The sequence below is a fragment of the Amycolatopsis sp. NPDC049252 genome, assembly GCF_043197175.1.
Lineage (GTDB): Bacteria > Actinomycetota > Actinomycetes > Mycobacteriales > Pseudonocardiaceae > Amycolatopsis.
Genome location: NZ_JBICSQ010000092.1, coordinates 1 through 23,069, shown reverse-complemented (window position 1 = coordinate 23,069; position 23,069 = coordinate 1). Strand labels below are relative to the sequence as shown.

17 protein-coding genes are annotated in these 23,069 nt (G+C 72.2%); 4 read left to right on the top strand and 13 right to left on the bottom strand.

Annotated features, from left to right (window positions below; translation table 11 throughout):
* Window positions 1–152: 152 nt before the first annotated feature.
* From glgX (ACGFMK_RS42915) to ACGFMK_RS42885, 7 genes are all read right to left on the bottom strand, one after another.
* Complete coding sequence (gene glgX / locus ACGFMK_RS42915; RefSeq protein WP_392775727.1) at window positions 153–2,300, bottom strand: glycogen debranching protein GlgX; 2,148 nt, start codon at window positions 2,298–2,300, stop codon at window positions 153–155.
* 37 nt (window positions 2,301–2,337) lie between these two features.
* Window positions 2,338–4,050 carry a malto-oligosyltrehalose trehalohydrolase gene (treZ, locus tag ACGFMK_RS42910; RefSeq protein WP_392775724.1) on the bottom strand — a complete coding sequence of 571 codons (1,713 nt, stop codon included), beginning with the start codon at window positions 4,048–4,050 and terminating at the stop codon, window positions 2,338–2,340.
* Entirely contained in the window at window positions 4,047–6,323 is a 2,277-nt protein-coding gene (gene treY, locus ACGFMK_RS42905; protein ID WP_392775721.1) for a malto-oligosyltrehalose synthase, read from the bottom strand. Before treY ends, treZ begins: the two co-directional genes overlap by 4 nt.
* On the bottom strand, window positions 6,320–8,440 hold the full coding sequence (gene glgX, locus ACGFMK_RS42900) for a glycogen debranching protein GlgX (protein ID WP_392775743.1): 2,121 nt from the start codon (window positions 8,438–8,440) through the stop codon (window positions 6,320–6,322). Before glgX (ACGFMK_RS42900) ends, treY begins: the two co-directional genes overlap by 4 nt.
* An 86-nt stretch (window positions 8,441–8,526) precedes the next feature.
* Window positions 8,527–10,545: a 4-alpha-glucanotransferase gene (malQ, locus tag ACGFMK_RS42895; protein WP_392775718.1), complete on the bottom strand. Its 2,019-nt coding sequence runs from the start codon at window positions 10,543–10,545 to the stop codon at window positions 8,527–8,529.
* Between the two features lie 15 nt (window positions 10,546–10,560).
* The gene (locus ACGFMK_RS42890) at window positions 10,561–10,761 is read right to left on the bottom strand and encodes a hypothetical protein (RefSeq protein ID WP_392775716.1); all 201 of its coding nucleotides are present in this window, start codon (window positions 10,759–10,761) and stop codon (window positions 10,561–10,563) included.
* Between the two features lie 409 nt (window positions 10,762–11,170).
* Window positions 11,171–11,716 (bottom strand): hypothetical protein, encoded by a 546-nt coding sequence (locus tag ACGFMK_RS42885; protein ID WP_392775741.1) that lies wholly within the window; start codon window positions 11,714–11,716, stop codon window positions 11,171–11,173.
* A gap of 145 nt (window positions 11,717–11,861) precedes the next feature.
* Between ACGFMK_RS42885 and ACGFMK_RS42880 the strand changes: the two genes are divergently transcribed.
* The 3 genes from ACGFMK_RS42880 to ACGFMK_RS42870 all read left to right on the top strand — a co-directional run bounded on the left by ACGFMK_RS42880 (window position 11,862) and on the right by ACGFMK_RS42870 (window position 15,373).
* On the top strand, window positions 11,862–13,037 hold the full coding sequence (locus ACGFMK_RS42880; RefSeq protein WP_392775714.1) for a sensor histidine kinase: 1,176 nt from the start codon (window positions 11,862–11,864) through the stop codon (window positions 13,035–13,037).
* A 136-nt stretch (window positions 13,038–13,173) separates the two neighbouring features.
* Window positions 13,174–13,827, top strand: a complete 654-nt coding sequence (locus ACGFMK_RS42875) for a response regulator (RefSeq protein ID WP_392775711.1) — start codon at window positions 13,174–13,176, stop codon at window positions 13,825–13,827.
* A 70-nt stretch (window positions 13,828–13,897) separates the two neighbouring features.
* Window positions 13,898–15,373, top strand: coding sequence for an amino acid permease (locus ACGFMK_RS42870; RefSeq protein ID WP_392775738.1), 1,476 nt, complete (start codon window positions 13,898–13,900; stop codon window positions 15,371–15,373).
* On the opposite strand, the gene ACGFMK_RS42865 is transcribed toward ACGFMK_RS42870, so the two are convergent.
* The 3 genes from ACGFMK_RS42865 to ACGFMK_RS42855 form a co-directional block, all read right to left on the bottom strand.
* Entirely contained in the window at window positions 15,351–16,133 is a 783-nt protein-coding gene (locus ACGFMK_RS42865) for a DUF6885 family protein (RefSeq protein ID WP_392775709.1), read from the bottom strand. The genes ACGFMK_RS42870 and ACGFMK_RS42865 overlap by 23 nt on opposite strands.
* Before the next feature lie 19 nt (window positions 16,134–16,152).
* Window positions 16,153–17,505 (bottom strand): glutamine synthetase, encoded by a 1,353-nt coding sequence (locus ACGFMK_RS42860; protein ID WP_392775706.1) that lies wholly within the window; start codon window positions 17,503–17,505, stop codon window positions 16,153–16,155.
* Window positions 17,506–17,940: 435 nt separating this feature from the next.
* Window positions 17,941–18,744 carry a DMT family transporter gene (locus ACGFMK_RS42855; protein ID WP_392775704.1) on the bottom strand — a complete coding sequence of 268 codons (804 nt, stop codon included), beginning with the start codon at window positions 18,742–18,744 and terminating at the stop codon, window positions 17,941–17,943.
* Between the two features lie 342 nt (window positions 18,745–19,086).
* Here ACGFMK_RS42855 and ACGFMK_RS42850 point away from each other — a divergent pair, with 342 nt between their 5' ends.
* Window positions 19,087–19,263 (top strand): hypothetical protein, encoded by a 177-nt coding sequence (locus ACGFMK_RS42850; RefSeq protein ID WP_247011850.1) that lies wholly within the window; start codon window positions 19,087–19,089, stop codon window positions 19,261–19,263.
* A 178-nt stretch (window positions 19,264–19,441) separates the two neighbouring features.
* On the opposite strand, the gene ACGFMK_RS42845 is transcribed toward ACGFMK_RS42850, so the two are convergent.
* The 3 genes from ACGFMK_RS42845 to ACGFMK_RS42835 are packed head-to-tail and all read right to left on the bottom strand — an operon-like array spanning window position 19,442 to window position 22,892.
* On the bottom strand, window positions 19,442–20,623 hold the full coding sequence (locus tag ACGFMK_RS42845; protein ID WP_392775701.1) for an ROK family protein: 1,182 nt from the start codon (window positions 20,621–20,623) through the stop codon (window positions 19,442–19,444).
* A gap of 11 nt (window positions 20,624–20,634) precedes the next feature.
* Window positions 20,635–22,098 (bottom strand): sugar ABC transporter permease, encoded by a 1,464-nt coding sequence (locus tag ACGFMK_RS42840; RefSeq protein WP_392775699.1) that lies wholly within the window; start codon window positions 22,096–22,098, stop codon window positions 20,635–20,637.
* Window positions 22,099–22,118: 20 nt separating this feature from the next.
* Complete coding sequence (locus ACGFMK_RS42835) at window positions 22,119–22,892, bottom strand: ATP-binding cassette domain-containing protein (protein WP_323334881.1); 774 nt, start codon at window positions 22,890–22,892, stop codon at window positions 22,119–22,121.
* Between the last annotated feature and the right edge of the window lie 177 nt (window positions 22,893–23,069).

The following is a 23,069-nucleotide window of genomic DNA, read 5'->3' as shown; positions in this document are numbered from 1 at the left end:
CGGACGTAGGCGTCGTCAGTCTGCCCGACTCGATCACGCACGATCGAGGCAGGTCTCCCTTGTTCAGTACCCAGACTCGTTCGAGTGAAACGCTTTGCCGGCAAAGGTTCCCGGCGGATGTCCGGCGGGTTACGCCCGGACGGTGGTACGCGTCAGTAGGTTTCCGCCGGGGGCTCCGCCGCCAGGCGCGGCGCCCGCAGCAGCAGGAGCGAACGCGACTGCAGCGTCACCCGGCTCTTGGGCTCCAGCGGCCCGAGGTACGCCGGGCTGCCGTCGCCGGTGCTCGTGTCGAGGGTCGGCTTGAACGTCTCGCCGTACTCGCGGCCGGGCAGCACGACCTCCGCCGCCTCGTCGCCGGCGTGCAGCCACAGCAGCCACGAGTGGTCGGGCACCAGGGCGCCCTCGCGGTTGCGGGCCTGGCTGTTCGAGCCGTCGATCCACATGCCGAGCGTGCGGCGGTCGGCGAACCAGTCGCTCTCGCCGAACTCCTCGCCGTCGGGGCGGAACCAGACCAGGTCCGGCTTGCCGGTCGGCGTGGTCCGGCCTTCGAAGAACTCCGGCTGCCGCAGCGCCGGGCTGTTCGCTCGCAGCCGGACGACGCGGCGGGCGAACGCGAGCATCGTCTCGGCCTCCGGGTCATCCGGGGTCCAGTCGAACCAGGAGGTCTCGTCGTCGACGCAGTAGGCGTTGTTGTTGCCGTGCTGGGTGCGCCAGAACTCGTCACCCGCGGTGAGCATCGGGGTGCCGGTGGACAGCAGCAGCGTCGCGAACAGGTTGCGGGCCTGCCGGGTCCGGAGGGCGCGGATCTCCGGGTCGCCCGTCTCCCCTTCCGCCCCGTGGTTCCACGAGCGGTTGTCGTTGGTGCCGTCGCGGTTGTCCTCGCCGTTGGCCTCGTTGTGCTTTTCGTTGTAGGACACCAGGTCCCGCAGCGTGAAGCCGTCGTGGGCGGTGATGAAGTTGATCGACTGCCACGGCCGGCGCAGGTTGTGGTCGTACAGGTCCGACGAACCGGACAGCCGGTAGGCCAGGTCGCGGACCCCGGTCGCGCCGCGCCAGAAGTCCCGGATCGTGTCGCGGTAGCGGCCGTTCCACTCCGCCCACTGGGCGCCGAAGCCGCCGACGCGGTAGCCCTCGCCGGTCGCGTCCCACGGCTCGGCGATCAGCTTGCAGCGCGAGAGCACCGGGTCGGTGGTGATCGCCGTGAGCAGCGTCGAGGCGGGGTCGAACGCGCCGCCGCGCGGCCGGCCGAGGGTGCTGGCCAGGTCGAACCGGAAGCCGTCGACGCCGAGCTCCTGCGTCCAGTAGCGCAGCGAGTCGGTCACCAGCCGGACCACGGTCGGCGAGCCGGCCTCCAGCGTGTTGCCGCAGCCGGTGATGTCGGCCATGTGCCCGCGGTCGGTGTGCAGGTAGTAGACCGGCGCGTTGAGGCCGCGGAAGCTGAGCGTCGGGCCGTCCGGGCCGCCCTCGCAGGTGTGGTTGAACACGACGTCGACGATCACCTCGATGCCGGCCGCGTGCAGCGCCGCCACCATCAGCCGGAACTCCTCGACCTCGTGGCCGGGCTCGCTGGCGTAGGCGGCGTGCGGCGCGAAGAAGCCGAGCGGCGAGTACCCCCAGTAGTTGTGCCGTCCGGCGCGGACCAGGGACGGCTCGTCGAGGAACGAGTGCACCGGCAGCAGCTCCACCGAGGTGACGCCGAGCCGGGTCAGGTACTCGATGGCCACCGGGTGGGCCAGGCCGAGGTAGGTGCCGCGCAGCGCCTCGGGGATGAACGGGTGCTGCTGGGTGAACCCCTTGACGTGCAGCTCGTAGATCACCGCCTCCTCGAACGGCACCTCCGGGTGGGCCCCGGTGTCCGGGCCGCCGGGCGAGGTGACGACCGACAGCGGCACGCTGCCCAGTGAGTCCACTGTGGACATCGGGCCGCGGTCCGGGTCGCCGGTGAAGCCCTGGGCCGCGGCCAGGTCGGTGAGGCCGCCGGTGATCTGCCGGGCGTACGGGTCGAGCAGCAGCTTGTGCGGGTTGCAGCGCAGGCCGCGGGCCGGGTCGTAGGGGCCGTGGACGCGGTAGCCGTAGCGCTGCCCGGGGGTCACCCCGGGGACCAGGCCGTGCCAGACGCCGAAGGTGCGCTCGGTGAGCGCGATCCGGCGCTCGGACCCGTCGGAGTCGATCAGGCACAGCTCGACGGCGTCCGCGACGGCCGAGGTGATGGCGAACCGGACCCCGCCCGCCTCCGGGTGGGCGCCGAGCGGGAACGGGCGTCCGGCGAGGACGTGGTCGGCGGAGGGTCGGGTAGCCATTCCTGAATCGTCCCAGATCGAGGGGCGAGTGCGCGCGTCAGTTCGTGCCGGCCAGGACGAACGTCTCCGGCGGCAGGTGCGCGGCCCCACCGTCCACGGTGGCCTCGCCCCAGGTGAGCAGCTCCTTCGTGGCCCCGAGCGGGAGCGTGACGTCGCCCGGGCCGAAGTTGCAGGCCAGCCGCAGCCCGCCGCGGTGCAGCACCAGCCAGGAGCTGTCCGGGGCGGCGTCGACGCGCAGGTCCGGCGTCCACGGGTCGGCCAGCTCGGGCCGCTCGCGGCGCAGCCGGATCAGCGTCCGGTACAGCTCGAGCATCTCCCGGTGGCCCGGGCGCTCGACCTCGGCCCAGTCGAGCCTCGAGCGCTCGACCGTCGCCGGGTCCATCGGGTCGGGGACGTCGGACTCGCCCCAGCCGTGCCGGGCGAACTCGCGACGGCGTCCGGTGCGGACGGCCTCGGCCAGCTCGGGGTCCGGGAAGGAGGCGAAGAACTGCCACGGCGTGCTCGCCGCCCACTCCTCCCCCATGAACACCATCGGCGTGAACGGCGAGCAGAACAGGATCGCCGCGCCGCAGGCCAGCCGCCCCGGCGACACCGTGGCCGACAGCCGGTCGCCCGTCGCGCGGTTGCCGATCTGGTCGTGGTCCTGCAGGTAGCCGAGGAAGCGGTGGCCCGGCACGGTCCGGGTGTCGACCGGGCGGCCGTGGGTCCGCTCCCGGAACGACGACCAGGTCCCGGCGTGGAAGAACACCTCGCGCAGGACCTTGGTCAGCGCGCCCGGCGCGGCGAAGTCCGCGTAGTAGCCGGAGTCCTCCCCCGTCAGCCGGACGTGCATCGCGTGGTGGAAGTCGTCCGACCACTGGGCGTGCAGGCCGTACCCGCCGCGCTCGCGGGGCGTCACCAGCTTCGGGTCGTTCAGGTCGGACTCGGCGATCAGCGTCAGCGGCCGGTTCAGCCCCGCCGACAGCGTCTCGACCTCGACGGCCAGCTGTTCGAGCAGGTGGGTGGCGCGCCGGTCGAGCAGCGCGTGCACGGCGTCCAGGCGCAGGGCGTCGACGTGGAAGTCGCGGAACCAGGCCAGCGCGTTGTCGACGACGTAGCGGCGGACCTCGTCCGAACCCGGCCCGTCGAGGTTGAGGCCGGGGCCCCAGTCGTTCTGCCCGGCGAAGTACGGCCCGAACCGGTCGAGGTAGGCCCCCGACGGCCCGAGGTGGTTGTAGACGACGTCGAGCACGACGGCCAGGCCGCGCGCGTGGGCGGCGTCGACGAACCGCTTGAACCCGTCCGGGCCGCCGTAGGGCTCGTGGACCGCGCCCCAGAGCACGCCGTCGTAGCCCCAGCCCGCGGTGCCGTCGAAGGAGTTCACCGGCAGCAGCTCGACGTGCGTGATCCCCAGCTCCACCAGGTGGTCGAGCCGGTCGATGGCCGCGTCGAAGGTGCCGCCGGAGGTGAACGTGCCGATGTGCAGCTCGTAGACGACGCCGCCGGCGAGCTGCCGCCCGTGCCAGGCGTCGTCGGTCCAGGAGAACTCCGCGTGGTCGTAGACGCGCGACTCCTGGTGCACCCCGTGCGGCTGCCACCGCGACCGCGGGTCCGGCAGCGGCTCGCTCGAGTCGTCGATCAGGAAGGCGTAGTTGATCCCCTCGGCCTCGGCGGACCACCAGCCGCCGTCGCCGCGGGTCATCTCGTGCACGTCGGCGTCGACCCGGACGCGGACGCGCTCCGCTGACGGGGCCCACACGGTGAACGTCATGCGTCTCCTCGCACCAGCAACACGACGGGGTAGCGGTCGAACAGCGTGGCCAGCTCCGGGGTGGCGTCGCGGCCGGTCAGGACGTCGGTCCAGACGCCGTCGGGCAGCGGCAGCACGGTGTCGCGCCAGCCGCCGGCCTTGGCGAGGCCGATCGGCAGGCGGGTCACGGCCACGACCAGGCCGGGGCCGCGGGTGTAGGCCAGCACGTGGTCCGCGGCGGCCCCCTCGGCGCGCAGCGGGCGGTAGCCGTGGAACAGCGCGGGGTGCTCCTGGCGCAGCTTCAGCGCCTTGTGCGTCACCAGCAGCTTCGCGGCGCCCGAGGCGTCGATCGCCGGCTGCTCGCCCTCGACGACGCGGGCCAGGATCTCGCGGCGGGCCGCGTAGTCGACCGGACGGCGGTTGTCCGGGTCGACCAGCGAGAAGTCCCACAGTTCGGTGCCCTGGTAGACGTCCGGGACGCCCGGCGCGGTCAGCTGCACCAGCTTCTGGCTGAGCGAGTTGCTCCAGCCCGGGCCCTCGATCCGGCCGACGAACCCGGCGATGTCGGCGGCCAGCTCGGCGTCGCCCATGACGTCGTCCGGCCAGGCCGCGACGGCCTTTTCGAACTCCTCGTCGTGATCGGTCCAGCTGGTGCGGAGCTTGGCTTCCTTGGCCGCCTTGTCGAGGTAGTCCCGCAGCCGGGGCGGCTCGATCGGCCAGGTCGACACCAGCGTCTGCCAGGCCAGCAGGTTGAGCGACGGCTCGTCGATCCTGCGGCGCGCGGTCCAGCGGCGGACGGCGTCGGCGAACTCGCCGGGCAGCTCCGCCAGCACCGACGCGCGGGCCCGGGTGTCCTCGGACCGCTTGGTGTCGTGGGTGGTCAGCGTCGTCATCGCGGCCGGGTAACCGGCGTCGCGCGCGGCGGCGAGGCGGTGGAACTCCTCGACGTCCAGGCCGAACCGGTCCGGGTTGCCGCCGACCTCGTTGAGCGCGGCGAACCGGGTGTAGCGGTAGAAGGTGGTGTCCTCGGTGCCCTTCGCGACGACCATGCCGGACGTCTGCTGGATCCGCGTGGCCAGCTCTCCGCCGGGTTCGGCCCGCACCTGCGCGTCGAGGGCGTCGAGCGCGTCGCCGAGATCCGGGCGGGCTTCCCGGGCCGCGGCGATCGCCGTCGCCCAGTGCTGCTCGCCTTCGGGCAGGTAGGAGCGGTAGACCGGGAACGCCACCATGGTCTCGGCGACGGCTTCCCGGGCGGCCTCGGTGTTCTCGTGGCGCAGCAGCGCCGCGATCCGCCGGACCTCGGCGACCAGGATCCGGTCGGTGACCAGGCGCCGGGCCTCGGCCTCGACGTCGTGGTAACCGGTCCGGACGCCGAGCTCGTCCGCCAGCGCGGTGTAGGCGGGCTCGGCCGCCGGGTCGACGAACACGCCGGCGATCTCGCGCAGGGCGTCGTACCCGGTGGTGCCGTCGACCGGCCAGCTCTGCGGCAGCGGCTCACCCGGGTGCAGGATTTTCTCCGCGACGATCCACGCGCCGGGCGCGTTCTCCCGCAGCCGCCGGAAGTAGCCGCCCGGGTCGGCGAGGCCGTCCGGGTGGTCGACGCGCAGGCCGGTGACGTCGCCGTCGGCGACCCAGCGCAGCACCTCGCCGTGCGTCTCGGCGAACACCACCGGGTCCTCGACGCGGACCGCGGCCAGGTTGGTGATGTCGAAGAACCGCCGGTAGGTCAGCTCCGCGTTGCCGCGCCGCCAGCCGACGAGCCGGTAGTGCTGGCGCTCGTGGACCTCCTGCGGCGTGCCGTCACCGGTGCCGGGCGCGATCGGGAACCGGTGGTCGTAGTAGACGAGCTCGTCGCCTTCCACAGTCAGTTCGCTCACCGCGTCGTCGTCGCCCAGGACCGGCAGCAGGATCGGGCCGCGGTCCCAGTCGACGTCGTAGAACGCGGCGTGCTCGGAGTCGCGGCCGTGCGTGAGCACGTCCCACCACCAGCGGTTCACCTTCGGCGTCTCGACCGACATGTGGTTCGGCACGATGTCGACGACCAGGCCGAGCCCGGCTTCCTTCAGCTTCTTCGAGAGGTCCTGACGGGCCTGCTCGCCGCCCAGCTCGGGCCGCGCGCGGGTCGGGTCGACGACGTCGTAGCCGTGGGTCGAGCCCGGCGTCGCGTCCAGCACCGGCGACGCGTAGAGCGCGCCGATGCCCAGGTCACGCAGGTAGCCGGTCAGCCCGGCGGCGTCGGCGAAGGTGAACTCCGGGCGCAGCTGCACCCGGTAGGTCGACTCCGGCACCGTCATTCCGTCTCCGTCCGCTGGAGCACGATCAGCGACCGCGCGGGCAGGGTGAGCTTGCCGCCGCCTTCGATCGGCTCCGCGTCCGCCGGCTCGACCTCGCCGGTCGCGGAGTCGACGACGACCGTCCAGGCCTGGCCGTAGCCGTTGCCCGGCAGCGTGGCGTCGATGTCCTCGTAGTGCGCGTTGAAGGCGAGCAGGAACGAGTCGTCCTCGACCGGCATGCCGCGCGGGTCGAGGTCCGGGATCGCCTTGCCGTTGAGGAAGACCACGACGGCCTTGCCGAAGCCGTCGTCCCAGTTTTGCTCGGTCATCTCCTCGCCGGCCGGGGTGAACCAGGCGATGTCGCCGAGCTTGTCGCCCTTGCCGACCGGGCCGCCCTGGAAGAACCGGCGGCGGCGGAACACCGGGTGCCGGTGCCGGAACGCCGTCAGCCCGCCGACGAACTGGACCAGGCCGGCGTTCTCCTTGGCCAGCTCCCAGTCCATCCAGGCGATCTCGGAGTCCTGGCAGTAGACGTTGTTGTTGCCCTGCTGGGTCCGGCCGATCTCGTCGCCGTGCAGGATCATCGGCACGCCCTGCGACAGGAGGATCGTGGCGAGCATGTTGCGCTGCTGGCGGATGCGCAGCTCGTTCACCTCGGGATCGTCGGTCTCGCCCTCGACACCGCAGTTCCACGAGCGGTTGTCGTCGGCGCCGTCGCGGCCGTCCTCGCCGTTGGCCTCGTTGTGCTTCTCGTTGTAGGACACCAGGTCCCGCAGCGTGAAGCCGTCGTGGGCGGTGACGAAGTTGATCGAGGCGAACGGGCGGCGGCCGTCGTCCTGGTAGAGGTCCGACGAGCCGGTGATCCGCGACGCGAACTCCCCGAGCGTCGAGGGCTCGCCGCGCCAGAAGTCGCGGACGGTGTCGCGGTACTGCCCGTTCCACTCCGTCCACAGGGGAGGGAAGTTGCCGACCTGGTACCCACCGGGGCCGACGTCCCACGGCTCGGCGATGAGCTTGACCTGGCTGACGATCGGGTCCTGCTGCACGAGGTCGAAGAACGTGGACAGCCGGTCGACGTCGTAGAACTCGCGCGCCAGCGCCGAAGCGAGGTCGAAGCGGAAGCCGTCGACGTGCATCTCGGTCACCCAGTACCGCAGCGAGTCCATGATCAGCTGCAGCGTGTGCGGGTTGCGCACGTTCATCGAGTTCCCGGTACCGGTGTAGTCCATGTAGTACTCGGGCTTCCCCTCCACCAGGCGGTAGTAGGCCTCGTTGTCGATGCCGCGCATCGACAGGGTCGGCCCGAGGTGGTTGCCCTCCGCGGTGTGGTTGTAAACCACGTCGAGGATCACTTCGATGCCGGCCTCGTGGAAGGCCTTGACCATGCCCTTGAACTCCTGGACCTGGCCGCCCTCGCCGGGCATCGCCGCGTACGCGTCGTGCGGCGCGAAGAACCCGATCGTGTTGTAGCCCCAGTAGTTCGTGAGGCCCTTCTCCTCCAGGCCGTGGTCGGAGACGAACTGGTGCACCGGCAGCAGCTCCACCGCGGTGACGCCGATCTTCTGCAGGTGCTCGACCACGGCGGGGTGCGCCATGCCGGCGTACGTGCCGCGCAGCGCCTCCGGCACGAACGGGTGATTCACCGTCATGCCCTTGACGTGCGCCTCGTAGATGACCGTCTCGTTGTAGGGCCGCCGCGGCTGGCGGTCGTTGCCCCAGTCGAAGAACGGGTTCGCCACGAGCGAATACGGCACGCGGCCCGCGGAGTCGGCGTCGTTGCGCTCCTCCGGGTTGTCGAACTGGTACCCGAACAGCGATTCGTCCCACTTCACGCCGTGTGACACGGCCTTCGCGTACGGGTCGATCAGCAGCTTGTTCGGGTTGCAGCGCAGGCCGCGGCTCGGGTCGTACGGGCCGTGCACGCGGAAGCCGTAACGCTGGCCGGGGCCGACGTTGAGCAGGTAACCGTGGTGGACGAAGCCGTCGACCTCTTCGAGCGCGTGCCGGGTCTCGTTGCCGTCGCCGTCGAACAGGCACAGTTCGACCTGCTCGGCCACTTCGGAGAAGAGGGCGAAGTTCGTCCCCACTCCGTCGTAGGTGGCGCCGAGCGGGTAGGGCGTTCCTGGCCAGGGCCGCACTGGTGTCTCCTCGAGCTTCGGGTGGTGCCGGGGCGTCCGCAGCTCGCGGACGCGCATCACAGGGGTCGTGCGCAGCGGTGTACCCGTTACCCGGGCAACGGACGCGCCGCAGCCAGCGGCGCGACCGCGGCGCGCACTCCCCTCGCGGTGAAGAAACCGTCGACGCTGACGGGAAGGGGAATCCGCCAGTTAGGGTACTGGTCGACGGTTCCCGGCAGATTCGGCTGCCGTACCTGGCCCGCGACGTCGGCCGGAGAGGTCAGCACCAGCCGTGACGCGGCCTTCGCGAGCAGGGTGTGCAACGCCACGACCGGGTCGCCGTCCGGGATCCCTTCGCGGGCAACGAGTTCGAACAGAGCTTCACGTTCTTCCGCCGCGGCCTGACGTTCGGCCTCGACGCCCCGGTCCAGCAGCCCCAGCTCGGCGCGGACCCGGACGTGCTCGGCGGCCAGCCAGCCGGCCACCGTCGGCAGGTCGTGCGTGGAGATGCTGGCCATCGCGTCCGGGTCCCAGTCGGCCGGGTCCGTGAACGGGTGGCCGGGGGTGTCCCAGTCGCGTTCGAACCACAGGACGGCCGAGCTCAGCATGCCGCGCTCGTGCATGGTCTCGGTGACGACGTCCTCGACGGTCCCGAGGTCCTCCCCCACGACCACGGCGCCGGCGCGGTGCGCTTCGAGCGCCAGCACGCCGACCATCGCCTCGGCGTCGTAGTGGACGTAGGTGCCGCGGTGCGCGGGCTCGCCCGGCGGGATCCACCAGAGCCGCCAGAGCCCGGCGATGTGGTCGACGCGGATGCCGTCGGCGTAGCGCAGCACGCCGCGGATGACGTCCCGGAACGGCGCGTACCCGGCCTCGGCGAGCTTGTCCGGCCGCCACGGCGGGAGGTTCCAGTCCTGGCCCTGCTGGTTGAAGGCGTCCGGCGGCGCGCCGACCCGCACGTCGGCGGCGAAGACGTCCCGCACGGCCCAGGTGTCGGCCCCGCCGGGGTGCACGCCGACCGGCAGGTCGTGCACGATCCCGACGGTCATCCCGGCCTCTTTGGCCTGGGTCCGGGCGGCTGCCAGCTGGACCCGGCAGAGGTGCTGGAGCCAGACATAGAAGGCGACGCGCTCTTTGAGCTCTTCGCGCGCCTTCGCGACCTCTTCCCCGGCCGGGTCGCGCAGCGGCACAGGCCAGTCGCGCCAGTCGGCGCCGTGCTGCTCGGCGAGGGCGCAGAAGACGGCGAAGCCTTCGAGGTCGGCGTCGCCGGGCAGGTCCTCGACCCGGTGCGGCCAGAGCAGCTCGAGCGCGGCGCGCTTGGCCGTCCAGACGGCGTCGTAGTCGATCAGTTCGCCGTCGCGGTCCGGGGCCAGCGAGCGGACCGCGTCCTGGGTCGCCTCATCGGCTCGGTCGAACGTCTCGGTGGCGGTGACGTTCAGGTAGATCGGGTTGGCGAACCGCCGGCTCGCGGGCGAGTACGGCGAGCGTTCGACGGGGTGGGCGGGGCTGAAGGCCTGGACCGGGTTGACCAGCAGCACCCCGGCGTCGAGCTCGGCGGCGGAGCGGGCGGCGAACGTCGCGAGGTCGGCGTAGTCGCCGATGCCCCAGGAGCCGGCCGAGTGCAGGGCGTAGAGCTGCAGCATCCAGCCCCACGCGGGGTGGACGGCGGGCAGCTTCGCCGGCACGACGGCGAGGGTGACGTCCTGCTCGGCGGTGACCACCCGGTGCCAGCCCAGCGGCAGGTCGGCGGGCAGCTCACCCTGGATGGTCCGCCGCGTGCCGTCCTCCAGCACGACCTCGGCGTCCATCCCGAGCGCCCGGGTGGCGCCCTCCTGGACGACGATCGTCGGCGGCAACGCACCCGCGGGCCGGGCTTCGCGCACGGCCGTCAGCGCGGCTTGGACGGCGTCGTCGCTGGTGGCGTCGACGCCGAACTGCCGCAGCACGGCGACGACGACGTCGTCGTCCACCTCGACCCACACCTGGTCGGAGTTCTCGTACCGGGTGGCGATGCCGTGGGCGTCGGCCAGCTCGTGCAGGGGGCTGCGGTCTTCGTCGGGCAACTGGTGGCCGGGCGTCTCGTGGGGCACTGGCACAGCATTCCGGTGCCCGGCCGTTCGCGCCATCCGCGCACGACGACATCACTCGGGACGTTTCCGCCCCCGCCCCGTGACCAGCACCGCGGCCCCGGCGAGCACCATCACCACACTGGCGGCGACGTGCAACGACGGCGGCAGCACGTGCAACTGGACGAACCAGCTGGGCGAGGTGGCCCCGAGCAGCCGGTTGAGCAGCCCACCACCGCCTTGGACGACGAGCAGCATGCCGATCAGCTCACCCATCGCCGCGCCTCCTGCTCGGCGGGTCCGGAGTCGCCTCGGACGCGGGTGATTGCGCCGGTCACCCGGGTCCCCGGCGAGCGCGCACCTGCCGGACGGCGCGGACCTCCCGGCGAACCGCCGGGGCATTTGTGGGTCGCCTTGGGTACGCGGACCACGCAGGTCGGCCGGCTGCCCGGCGATCCCGCGCCCGGCCGCCGAGTGCTTGGCAGTCTCGCGTCCGGCCACCAGGCCTTGGCCGATCCGGCACCCGGCCACCGTGCCTCCGGCGATTCCGTACCCGACCAGCCGGTTTCCGGCGCGCCCACACCAGGCCAACCGGTCTCCGGCGAAGCCACGCCCGACCACTGCGGCTTGGGCGATCCCGCGCCCGACCACCCGGTCCCCGGCGACCCCGCACTTGCCAGCCCGCTCATCGGACTCCCCTCGCCGGTTCGCGTTTGCCGAACAGCTCCTCCCAGAGCGGTCCGGTGACCAGCCAGATCGCCGAGAGCACCCCCAGCCGCGGCAGCCAGCCCCACAGCGGCGCGACCTGCTCCGGCGTGCCGATCGCGAAGATCGCCGCCAGCAGCGCCGCCGCGGCCAGGCCGCACGCCAGCAGGCACTTGCCGAACTCGCGCCACTCGTGGCGCAGCTTCTCCCGGCCCCACAGCTTCGGCGGCGGGGGCGGGCCGCCGGCGAAGCGGTGCGCGAACCGCGCGTCGGCCCAGCGGACCATGCTCGGCCCGAACACCACGCTGAACCCCAGGTACACGGCCGCGAGCCCGTGCGTGAAGTTCGCCTTCGCGCCGCCGGCCAGGTCGATCACGGTGGCCACCAGCACCACGACGTCGAGCAGCGGCACCATGGCCAGCAGCACCACCGACGCCCGCCGGGCGTGCAGCGCGTACCGCACGGCCAGCCCGCCGATGATGAACAGCCAGAAGCCGATCTCACCCGCCGCGATGACCGCGGCCATCGGGTTCTCCGCGAAGAACTTCCCTATTTCGCTCACCGGACCAGCGTCGCCCGGGGGCGGGCGCGGGCGCGTCGTCGATCGGAAGGACAGCGGATCATCACTTAGTAGGACGCGGACCGGCCACGCTCTGTGCTGGGATGGTCACGTGCACTTCCCACGCCTGCGCTCGCTCCCGGTGTGGCAGCAGGATGCCCTCATCGCGCTGACCACCTGGGTTCTCGGCCTGCTCGTCTACCTCAGCGGCATCCACGGCCTGCTGTCGGGGATCGACCGCGCGCCGCTGTGGGTGCGGCTCGCGGAGCTGACGGCGCTCTGCGGGCTCGAGCTGGTGCGGCGCTGGGTGCCGGGCGCGCTGCTGCTGGCCATGGTGGTGCTCGCGGTGGACATCGCGCTGAGCCCGTCGCTGCCGGTGGTGATCGTCTTCACGGACTTCCTGTACGCGGCGACGCTGTACGGCTCGCGGCGGACCAGCCGGGTGATGATCGGCGTCGCCGCGGTGTCGGTGGTGGCCGTGCTGGCCGGGGTGCTGGTGCTGGCCCAGCAGTGGCGCACGGCGGTGCTCGCGGGCCTGAGCATGCTGCCGTTCGTGCTCACCCCGGTGTGGTGGGCGGCGAACGTCCGGCAGCAGCGCGACATCGCCGACACCGAGCGCTCGAACGCCGAGCAGGTGGCGAAGATCGCGGAGCTGGACAGGCGGGCGGCGGTGGCCGCCGAGCGCGGCCGGATGGCGCGCGACCTGCACGACGTGATCGCCGGGCACCTGTCGGCCATCGCGATCCAGTCGGAGGCGGCGCTGTCGCTGCAGGAGGACCCGAAGCTGGCGAAGACGGTGCTGGAGTCGGTGCGGGAGAACAGCGTCAGCGCGCTGGAGGAGATGCGGGCGATGATCGGCCTGCTCAAGGCCGAGAGCGGCGGCCCGGAGACGACCGCGCCGGCCCGGCTGGCCGAACTGTCCAAGCTGGTCGAGTCCGCGCGGGCCAGCGGCCTGCTGGTGACGGTCGGGTCCACTGTGGACGAAGAGGTCGCCCTCCCGGCCGCGGTCGACCTGACCGCCTACCGCATCGCGCAGGAAGCGCTGACGAACGCGGTGAAGCACGCCCCGGGCGGCCGCGTCGACGTGGACGTCCGCTACCTCGACGGAGTCCTGGAGGTGGAGGTCCGCAACGACGTGCAGCACGAACCGGAGCCGGACAACGGTTCCGGAACGGGCCTGCTGAACATGCGCGAGCGCGCGGGAGCGGTGGGCGGCACCCTGACAGCGGGCCCGGCGGGCGCGGGCTGGCTGGTCCGCGCGGAGCTCCCGGTAGGAGGCCCGGCATGACCTACCCCGGCCAGGTCTCCCACGCCGACGCAATCCACCCGGCCCCGGCCGGGACCTCACCCGCCGGCGCGAGCCGGCCCCACCACACGACCGGCACCCGGCCTCTCGGCGCCGTGGCACCGCTGAGGAGCACTCCATGACCGTCAAGGTCCTCGTGGCCGATGATCACTCGGCCATCCGGACCGGGCTCGCCATCATCCTCGACAACGCCGAAGGCATCGAGGTCGTCGGAGAAGCGGCCGATGGGGCCGCCGCCATCCGGCAGGCTCGGGCGCTGCGGCCGGACGTCACCCTGATGGACGTGCGGATGCCCGGCACCGACGGGATCGCCGCCACCCGGGAACTGGTCGCCGAAGGCCTGTCCGAAGTCCTCGTCCTCACCACCTTCGACCTCGACGAGTACGTGCACGCCGCGCTGCGGGCCGGGGCCGCCGGGTTCCTGCTGAAGTCCGTCGAGGCGCCGCGGCTGATCGAGGCCGTCAAGCTCGTCGCCGCCGGGGAGGGGGTGCTCGCGCCGCAGGTCACCAAGCGGCTCATCACCGCCTTCGCCGCCACCAGCCAGGCGCCCGTCTCGCAACCCCGGGGTCTCGGCGACCTCACCGAACGCGAGCGCGAGGTGCTCGGCTGCCTCGGCGCCGGCCTGTCGAACGCCCAGATCAGCGCCCGCCTGTACATCGGCGAGACGACCGTGAAGACCCACGTCTCGCGCGTGCTGACCAAGCTCGACCTGCGCTCCCGCGTCCAGGCCGCGATCCTCGCCCAGGAGAACGGCCTGGCCCTCGACGGGTGATCCCGGCCGTTCTGCGAAACAGCTCGTGACCTTCTAACTTCTCCTCATGGGTGTGCGGAGAACATTGAACGTGGACGAGGTCCTGAAACGCCAGGACTCGGGTGACCTCAAACGGCGGCTGCGCGGACGCGACCTGGTCGGGTTCGGCATCGGGATCATCATCGGCACCGGCATCTTCACCCTCGCGGGCGTCGAGGCGAAGACGCACGCCGGGCCGGCGGTGACGCTTTCGTTCGTGCTCGGCGCGGTCGTCGCCGGGCTGGCGGCGCTCTGCTACGCCGAGCTCGCCTCCAGCGTGCCGACGGCGGGAAGCGCTTACACCTACGCCTTCGCCACCCTCGGCGAGATCTTCGCCTGGATCATCGGCTGGGACCTGCTGCTCGAGTTCGCGCTCGGCGCCGCCGTGGTCGCCCGCGGCTGGTCCGGGTACCTGGCCAACCTGCTCGGCCTGTCACCCGACTGGTTCGGCGAGGACGCGAAGGTCAACGTCGGCGCCGTCGCCATCATCGCCGTGCTGACCGTGGTCGCCGTGCTGGGCATCAAGGAGTCCGCCTGGCTGACGAACCTCCTCGTGTGCGTGAAGGTCGCGGTCTGCGTCCTGGTCCTCGCGGTCGGCCTGTTCTTCGTCAAGGGCTCGAACCTGACGCCGTTCATCCCGACGGCCAAGCCGCCGGAGGGCGGATCGAGCGTGCTGGAGCAGCCGATCGTGCAGGCGGCACTCGGCCTGGAGCAGTCGGTGTACGGCATCGCCGGCATGATCACCGCCGCCGCGGTGGTCTTCTTCGCCTACACCGGCTTCGAAGCGCTCGCCAACCTCGGCGAAGAGACGATGAACCCGAAGAAAGACCTGCGGGTCGGCATCCTCGGCGCGCTGGCCGTCTGCGCGGTGCTCTACATCGGCGTCTCGATCGTCCTCACCGGGATGATCCCCTTCACCGACATCGACACCGGCGCGCCACTGGCGGACGCGTTCGACAAGGTCGGCCAGCACTGGGTGGGCGCGCTGATCTCGCTCGGCGCGGTCACCGGCCTGACGTCGGTGATGATGGTCGAACTGGTCACGATCGGCCGGATCGGCTACGCGATGGGCCGCGACGGCCTGCTGCCCAAGAAGCTCGGCACCGCGCACCCGAAGTGGGGCACCCCGCACCGGATGACCATCGGCGGGGCCGCGCTGATCGCCGTGCTGGCCGCGTTCATCCCGATCTCCGAGCTGGCCGACATGGTGAGCATCGGCGCGCTGTCGGCGATGATCATCGTCGCGGTGGCCGTGCCGGTGCTGCGCCGCCGCCGTCCGGACCTGGACCGGCCGTTCACCGTGCCGTTCTCGCCGGTGCTCCCGATCGTCGCCGCGGTGGCGTGCTTCTACCTGATGCTCAACCTGAACGTGCTCACGTGGATCCGGTTCGCGGTCTGGCTGGCTCTCGGGCTGGTCATCTACTTCACCTACGGCCGCCGCCACTCGCGGTTCGCGCCGGAAAACGCCGAGAAGGCCGGGATCGCCGAGAGCGGCGAGACCGACGTCAGTCCCAAAACGACGGAGTGAGGCCGGCGGCACGGACCGCCTCGCGGGCGACCGCGGCGCGGTCCGTGTCGACGACCAGCAGGACCCCCAGCCCGGCCAGCGCCGCCGTGATCCATTCCAGCGGCTGGTCGTGGATCCCGTTGTCCCCCAACGACGCGTAAGTGTCCACAACGGACAGAAGCGTCCCCTCGGCCCCGATCCGGACACCCGCCAGGAGCACGAAGTGGCCACCCGGCGGGCGCCAGCGGGACGTCCACAGTGGCGGGACGCCGGTGTCGAGGTAGTCGAGCAGGGCCCGTTCCGGGGTGTCGTCGGCGCCGAGCTCCGCGCCGTCGATCCGGGCGATCACCGCGACGCGCGGCAGGTCCCACAGCCCGACCAGCAGGTCGAACACCGAGCCGGCGGTCCACTCCCCCACCGCCGGCACCGCGGTGAGGGTGCCGCCGGACAACGCCGAAACGGCCTTCGCGAGCGCGGACACGCGCGTGCCGGCGGCGGCCGGGTCCCCGGCGACCGGCGGCGGCAGCCGGAAATCGGCCCGTCCCGGCTCGCCCGGCGGGCGGAACACCGGCCCGCGGACGGTGCCCGCGGCCGCCGCGACGGCGTCCTGGTCGAGCACGTCGAACCCGGCCGCCCGCAGCGCGGCGAGACCGCAGAACGCCGCGGCCAGCCCGTCCTTCTGCGGCAGCTCCGCCTGGGCCACCGCGGCCAGCCGGGCGCCGCCCGGCAGCCACCGCATCCCGGACAGGTCGAGCTGCCCGCCGTCGATCCCCGAAGACATCAGCCCCTCAACGATCCCCTCAATAACGCCACAGGTGTGCGGCGACGATCTCCTCGGTGCTCCGTTCGGCCGCCCACGCCGCGTCGGAGGCCCGGACCGCGCGGAAGGCACCCAGCAGCTCGTCGCCGAGCACGCCGGCGATCCGCGGTGAGGCCAGCAGCGCGGCGTCCTGCTCCGCGGTGTCCGCCGGCAGCCGGCGCACCCCGCGGGTGTCCCGCTCGCCCTCGCTCCAGCCGCCCGGATCCTCACCGATCGGCTCGGGCAGGGCGGGCGAATCCTCGATCCCGGCCATGCCGGCGGCCAGCACCGCGGCGAGCGCGAGGTACGGGTTCGCGGACGCGTCGGACGTCTTGAGCTCGACGTTCGCGTGGTCGGCGCCCAGCAGCGCCGAACCCGGGACGTACCGCAGCGGCGCCTCCCGGTTCTCGACACCCCAGAACGCGTACGCGCCGGCGAAGAAGCCGGGCCGCAGCCGCAGCGTCGACGGGACGCTCGGCGCGGTGATCGCCGTCAGCGCCGGCAGGTCGCGCAGGAGCCCGGCGAGGTAACCGGCGCCGTCGCCGCCGGGAACGCCCTCCCCGGCGAGCAGGTTGCGGCCCTTGCGGCGGGCCGACGTGTGCAGGTGCCAGCCGTTGCCGGCGGCGCCGAGCCCGATCAGCGGCGCGAAGCTGACGACGAGACCGTGCGCGTGCGCGGCGGCGTGGATGGTCTGGCGGGCCAGCAGCTGGTCGTCGGCGGCGGCGACCGGGTCGGTGGCGGCCAGCGAAAGCTCGAGCTGCGCGACGCCGTACTCGGCGTGCAGCTGGCCGATCCGCAGGCCGTTGGCGGCGAAGTCGTGCAGGAGCGCGGCGACGAAGCCGTCCAGTCCGACGAGCGCGTGCGGGCTGTAGGCCGGCCCGGGGTGGCCGGGCGCGGACACGACGTCGGCGCTGCCCGCGGGGGCGACGGCGAACTCGAGCTCGTACCCGGCGCGGAATTCGAGACCGCGGCGCGCGCCTTCGGCGACCTGGGCCTCCAGGACGGTCCGCTGGCAGTAGGGCCACGGCGAGCCGTCGGCGGCGACCTGCCGGACGGGCGCCCACGCGAGCGCGGGCTGCCCGGCCAGCCGCCGCAGCCGCTCGATCACGGGCACGAGCCGGATGTCCCCGGACGGCGTGGCGAGGCCGGGGTGCCCGTAGGTGATGGCGTCGTGGCTGTCGAAGACGGCGAACAGGGACGTCGCCCCGACGCCGCGGGAGGCCGCGTCGGCCAGGCCGGCGACGGGGACGATGCGCGAGCGCGGGATGCCGTTGTTGTCGGCCCAGGCCAGGTGGACGCCGCCCACCCCGGCCGCGGCGAGGTCCTTGGCCGCCGCCGACGCCGCCTTCGTCATGTCACCCGCCTCCTGCCGCCGGGCTCAGTATCCCCGGTCCGGCCGGGGCGCAGCCAGCACGATCCCGCCCGCCAACGCAGCCCCCGCCCTCTCCGGGGGACCGGCCCCGCTTCCAGCGTATCGGGGGTGGCCGACGGAAACGCCGGAAACGCGCGGCCGCGGCGCTGCTGTCCACATTGCCGGGCGCCTGTGGACAACCGGCTCAGCCCGGCCGGCGTAGGCAGACCGGGTGACCGGCCGGGTCGGCCCGCACCGGGAAGCCGTCGCCGGACGTGCTTCGGCAGCGCGGCGCCGAGGGCCATGACCTGCTCGTGCGGTCGGAGACGTCCTCGCCCCGGCAGCTCCGGCGGCGTGTGATCGGGCGCGAACCGCACGCCGATCCGGGGAGCGCCGTCCACCTCGCCGCCCGGGACGCCCGCCCGGAAGCGCGGGAACCTAGCCCGGCGGCTCCGGAGACGGCCGCGAAGGCGTCTCACGGCGTCGCAGGGCCACGCCCGCGACCACCGCTAGCGTTCCCGCCGCCTCCGGGAGGCTCGGCACCTGGTGCAGCAGCAGGAAGCCCGTCACGCCCGCCGTCACCGGGAGCAGCGCCAGGAGGACCGCGAACCGGGCCTGGCCGAGGCGGCGCAGCACGACCTGGTCGAGCGCGTACGGCACCACCGTCGACAGCACGCCGACCCCGATGCCGAGCGCGAGCATGCGTGGCGAAGACCACAGTTCACCCGTGCCGAACGCCAGCGGGGAGAGCAAGACCGTCGCCGCGGCGAAGCCGATCGCCAGGCTGTCGATGCCGTCGCCGTCGTTCGCCACGCGCTTGCCGATGAGGATGTAGGCCGCCCACGCGGCCGCCGCGCCCAGGGCGAACAGCACGCCCAGGGCGCTGCCGGACAGCTGGACGTCGGCGATCGCCACCACCCCGGCGGCCACCAGCAGCAGCGCCAGCACGTCCCGCCGGGTGCGGGAGCCGACGGCGGCCACCACCACCGGCCCGGCGAACTCCAGTGCCACCGCGGTGCCCAGCGGGAGCCGGGCGATCGCCTCGTAGAAGAGCACGTTCATGCCCGCCGTCACGACGCCGAAGACGCACGCCAGCAGCAGCCGGCGGCCCCGCCAGGCCACGCGGGGCGGCCGTCGCCAGGCCACCAGCACCACCGCGGCGCCCAGGCAGCGCAGCCACGCCACCCCCGCGGGCGTCGCGTGGCCGAAAAGGTCGACCGCGATGGCCGCTCCGGCGTACATGGAAATTCCGCTGAGAACGAACAACAGCGGGGCGGGTACCGCGGAAACCCTCCGGAGCGACGTCAGTGAACTCACGACTCCATGGTGCCTGACCACGGAAAATGTGACTCTCCGGGTAATCGTCTCCTGCATTGCGGGATGCGGTTACGGCATCCGGGGTAATTCGGCGTGACTCAGGTCCCACCGGCGCGGGAACACTTGCGGGCCGCGAAACGTCTGGAAGAGTGGAAGCACGAACACCGCGGAGCCGGAGGCGATCGCCGCCACCGGCGTCAGTGCCGAAGTGGGCGTAGCTGGATCGATGGCACCGGGCAACCGGTGCCGGGACGGAGGGAGACCCCCATGACAACGCCGACGCTCACCCGCCCCGAACTGACCGCCGCCGACCGCTGTGACCGGTGCGGGGCCGCAGCTCAGGTACGCGCCGTCCTCAAGGGCGGCGAGCTTCTCTTCTGCGGGCACCACGCCCGCGAGCACGAGGCCAAGCTCAAGGAACTGTCCGCCGACATCCAGCGGTAACAACCTAGACACACGAAGGCGGCCAGTGCGCACAGGCACTGGCCGCCTTCGCATTTTCGAAACCGCACAGCTGAAACCTGGACAGCCGAAACCTGTCTGCAACTTGCAATGAGCTGTTCCGAAAATCACGGTCCGGCAGCGGAATACGGTGATTCCGGTCACGGAGCCGGACAGGAAATCAGACAGAATCCAGGACGACTTCGAACGCGACTTCGGCGGCGCCCAGCAGCTTCACGTCGGCGCCGAGCGCCGAACTGACGATCCGCGTGCCGCCGACGGCCCGGCTCACCAGGCTGCGCCGGCGCACCTCGGTCCCGACGTGCCGCAGGACCGCCTCCGGCAGCACCGTCAGCAGGTCGCCGAGGATCACCAGCTGCGGCCCGAGCAGGTTGACGACGTTGATCAGCCCCAGGGTCAGCCACTCGGCGAACTCCGCGAGCCGCGTCAGCGCGGTCTCGGGGTCGCGGCCGAGCTCGCGCAGCTCGAACAGGATCGCCCCGCGCGGGGTGTCCTCGGCCAGGCCGAGCGCGCGGCACAGCGCCGCCTCGCCGACCTCGGTCTCCCAGCAGCCGCTGCTGCCGCAGTAGCAGGCCCGCCCGCCCGGCCGGATCACCATGTGCCCGATCTCGCCGACGTAGCCGGCGCCGCCCCGCAGGGCGGCGCCTTCGGCGATGACACCGCCGCCGACCCCGACGTCCGCCGAGATGTAGACCATGTCGGACGACCCGCGGGCCGCGCCGCGCAGGTGCTCGGCGACCGCGCCGAGCTCGGCGTCGTTGCCGACCAGGATCGGGATCTGCAGCACCGCGCCGAGCCGCTCGCCGAGCGCGACGTCGGTCCACCGCAGGTTCGGGGCCTCGTGCACGTGCCCGTCCGCGCGCCGGACGACACCCGGCACCGACACCCCGACCGCCACCGGGGTCACGTCGAGGTCGCCGGCCAGCACGGCCGTCGACTCGATGACGTGCGTGATGACCTCTTCGGGACGGTTCATCCGGCCCCGCAGGTTCCAGCTGTTGCGGCCCAGGATCTGGCCGCCCAGCCCCACGAGGGCGATCGCGACGTGCTCGACCTGCAGGTCGACCGCGAGCACGACCGCCGCGTGCGGCTGGGGCAGGACCAGGAGCGAGGGGCGGCCCGCCCCTCGTCCCGGCCTCGGCACCTTCTCCTCGACGACGCCGGCTTCCGCCAGCCCGTCGACGAGGGTCTTGATCGTGCTCCGGTTGAGCCCCAGCTCGGCGGCCAGGGTCGCCCGGGTGCTCGGCCCGCCGACGTGCAGCAGGCGAAGCAGGGTCGTGCGGTTGTGCCGACGCACCTCGTCCGGTCGTGCGACGGGTGAGCTGGACACGGGCTTGATCATCCCATGCTGGTTCAGCGCGTCGACGCAGCCGCGCGGCGCCGCGACAGCGCGTCGACCGTGGCGGCGAGCAGGAGGACCAGGCCGGTGACGATGTTGACCACCGCGGCCGGCTGCTTGAGCAGGCCCAGGCCGTTGATGACCACGGCGATCACGAGACCACCGACGACGGCGTCGGCCACGCGGCCCTTGCCGCCGAACAGCGACGTGCCGCCGATGACGGCCGCGCCGACCGAGTACAGCAGCGTGTTGAGGCCACCGGACTGCGGGCTGACCGAACCGACCTTCGACGCGGCGACGATGCCGCCGATGGCCGCGACCGCCGAGCCGATGACGAAGACGCTCGCCCGGATCTTCGGCACGTCGATACCGGCGCGGCGGGCGGCTTCCTTGTTGCCACCGACCGCGTAGACGTACCGGCCGTACTTGGTCCGGTTGAGCACGTAGGTCCCGGCCACCAGGAGCACCAGCATGATCGGGATGACGTACGGGACGCCCTCGATCGTCACGACGGCCTTGTTCGGCGAACGGTTGACCGTCAGCAGCCAGGTCCCCAGCGCCGACAGCACCACGAGCGCGCCGACCTTGAGCATCACCAGCGCCGTCGGCTGCACGACCAGGCCACGCTGGAGCCGCCGGAAGTGGCTGAGCAGCGTGATCACCGCGAACCCGCCGGCGGCGACGAGGAAGAAGATCCAGCTGCCGAGGACGTTCAGGTTGCCGTTGGAGATCTTGTACAGGATGTCCGAGTTGGTGATGCCGATCGTGCCGCCCTCACCGATGAACTGCAGCAGGACACCCTGCCACACGATGAACAGCGCCAGCGTCACGACGAAGGACGGCATGCCGATCTTCGAGACCAGGAAGCCGGTGATGCAGCCGATCGCGGTGCCGACGCAGATGGCCAGCAGGATCTCCAGCCAGGCGTTGGCGGGGACGCCGATCGCGACGATCAGCAAGCCGACCAGCGACAGCGCGGCACCGCCCCAGATCCGCTGGTAGGCCGACAGCAGCATGGCCGCGGCGAGGACCGCGATGAACGTGATGAACACGCCGGATCCCATGGTGCCCAGCAGGTTCCCGGCGTGCACGTAGTGCAGGGCCATCACCGACGCGGCGGTGCCGGACGCCACACCGGCGGCGAGGTCGATCTCGCCGAGCAGCAGCACGAAGACGATGCCCATCGCGATGATGATCACGCCCGCGCCCTGCGGGAAGACGTTGGCGATGTTGGCCAGCGTGAAGAAGTTGTCCGACAGCGCGCTGAAGAGGATCACCAGCACGAGCAGGCCGAACAGCGACGGCAGCGAGCCGAGCTCGCCGGCCCGGATGCGGGCGAAGTAGTCACGCAGCGCTTCGCCGGTTGACATCGATGTCGTGTCGATGCCGAAGTCGGTGATCGCCGCGGTGGGGTTCTGGGTCTGCGCGAGCGCGTCGGCGGGGCTGCCGACCTCGTGCTTGGCAGGGGTTTCAGTCATTTCCGGTTCTTTCTTCCCGCTCACAGGACCACGGCTTCGGGCCGGGCAAGGCCGAGGTCACCGGAGCGACCCGCGGTGATCAGTTCCACGACCTGGCCGTGGCTGACGTCCTTCGTGTGCACCTCGGCGACGAGGCGGCCGAGGTACAGGACCGAGATGCGGTCGGCGACCTCGAACACGTCGGCCATGTTGTGGCTGATCAGCACGACGCCCAGGCCCTGCTCCGCCAGCCGGCGGACGAGGTCCAGCACCTGCCGGGTCTGCGCGACGCCGAGGGCGGCGGTCGGCTCGTCGAGGACGACGACCTTGCTGTTCCACAGCACCGACTTGGCGATGGCCACCGTCTGCCGCTGCCCACCGGACAGCGAGGAGACCGGGGTGCGCACGGACTTGACGGTCCGGACCGAGAGCGAGGCCAGCGTTTCGCGGGCGGCCTTCTCCATGCTGGCTTCGTCCAGCTTCCAGCTGCTCCCGCGCTCACGGCCGAGGAACATGTTCTGGACGATGTCGAGGTTGTCGGCCAGCGCGAGGTCCTGGTAGACGACCTCGATGCCGAGGTCCGCCGCGTCGCGCGGACCGCGGATGTGGGTGTCCTTGCCGTTGAACCGCACGGCCCCCGAGTCGTACGGGTGGATTCCGGCGATGCACTTGACGAGGGTCGACTTGCCGGCGCCGTTGTCGCCGACCAGGGCGGTGACTTCGCCCGCGCGCACGTCGAAGTCCACGTCGTGGAGGACGTGGACGGGGCCGAAGCTCTTGTTCAGGCCCTTGATCTCGAGGATGGGCTCACTCATGGATGGCATTTCTCCGAATTTCTGCTGCCCTGTGCCGCCGCTCGGGCCAGGCGGTCCTGCAAGCGGGGAGTGGGGACCGGGCCGGGACGCGCCGGGGGGGGGGGGGTCCCCGCCCCGCGGGTTATGGGGTCGGGCGGCGGCGCAGGCAATTCCGCGCGTGGCGCCCCTGGCGGCGGG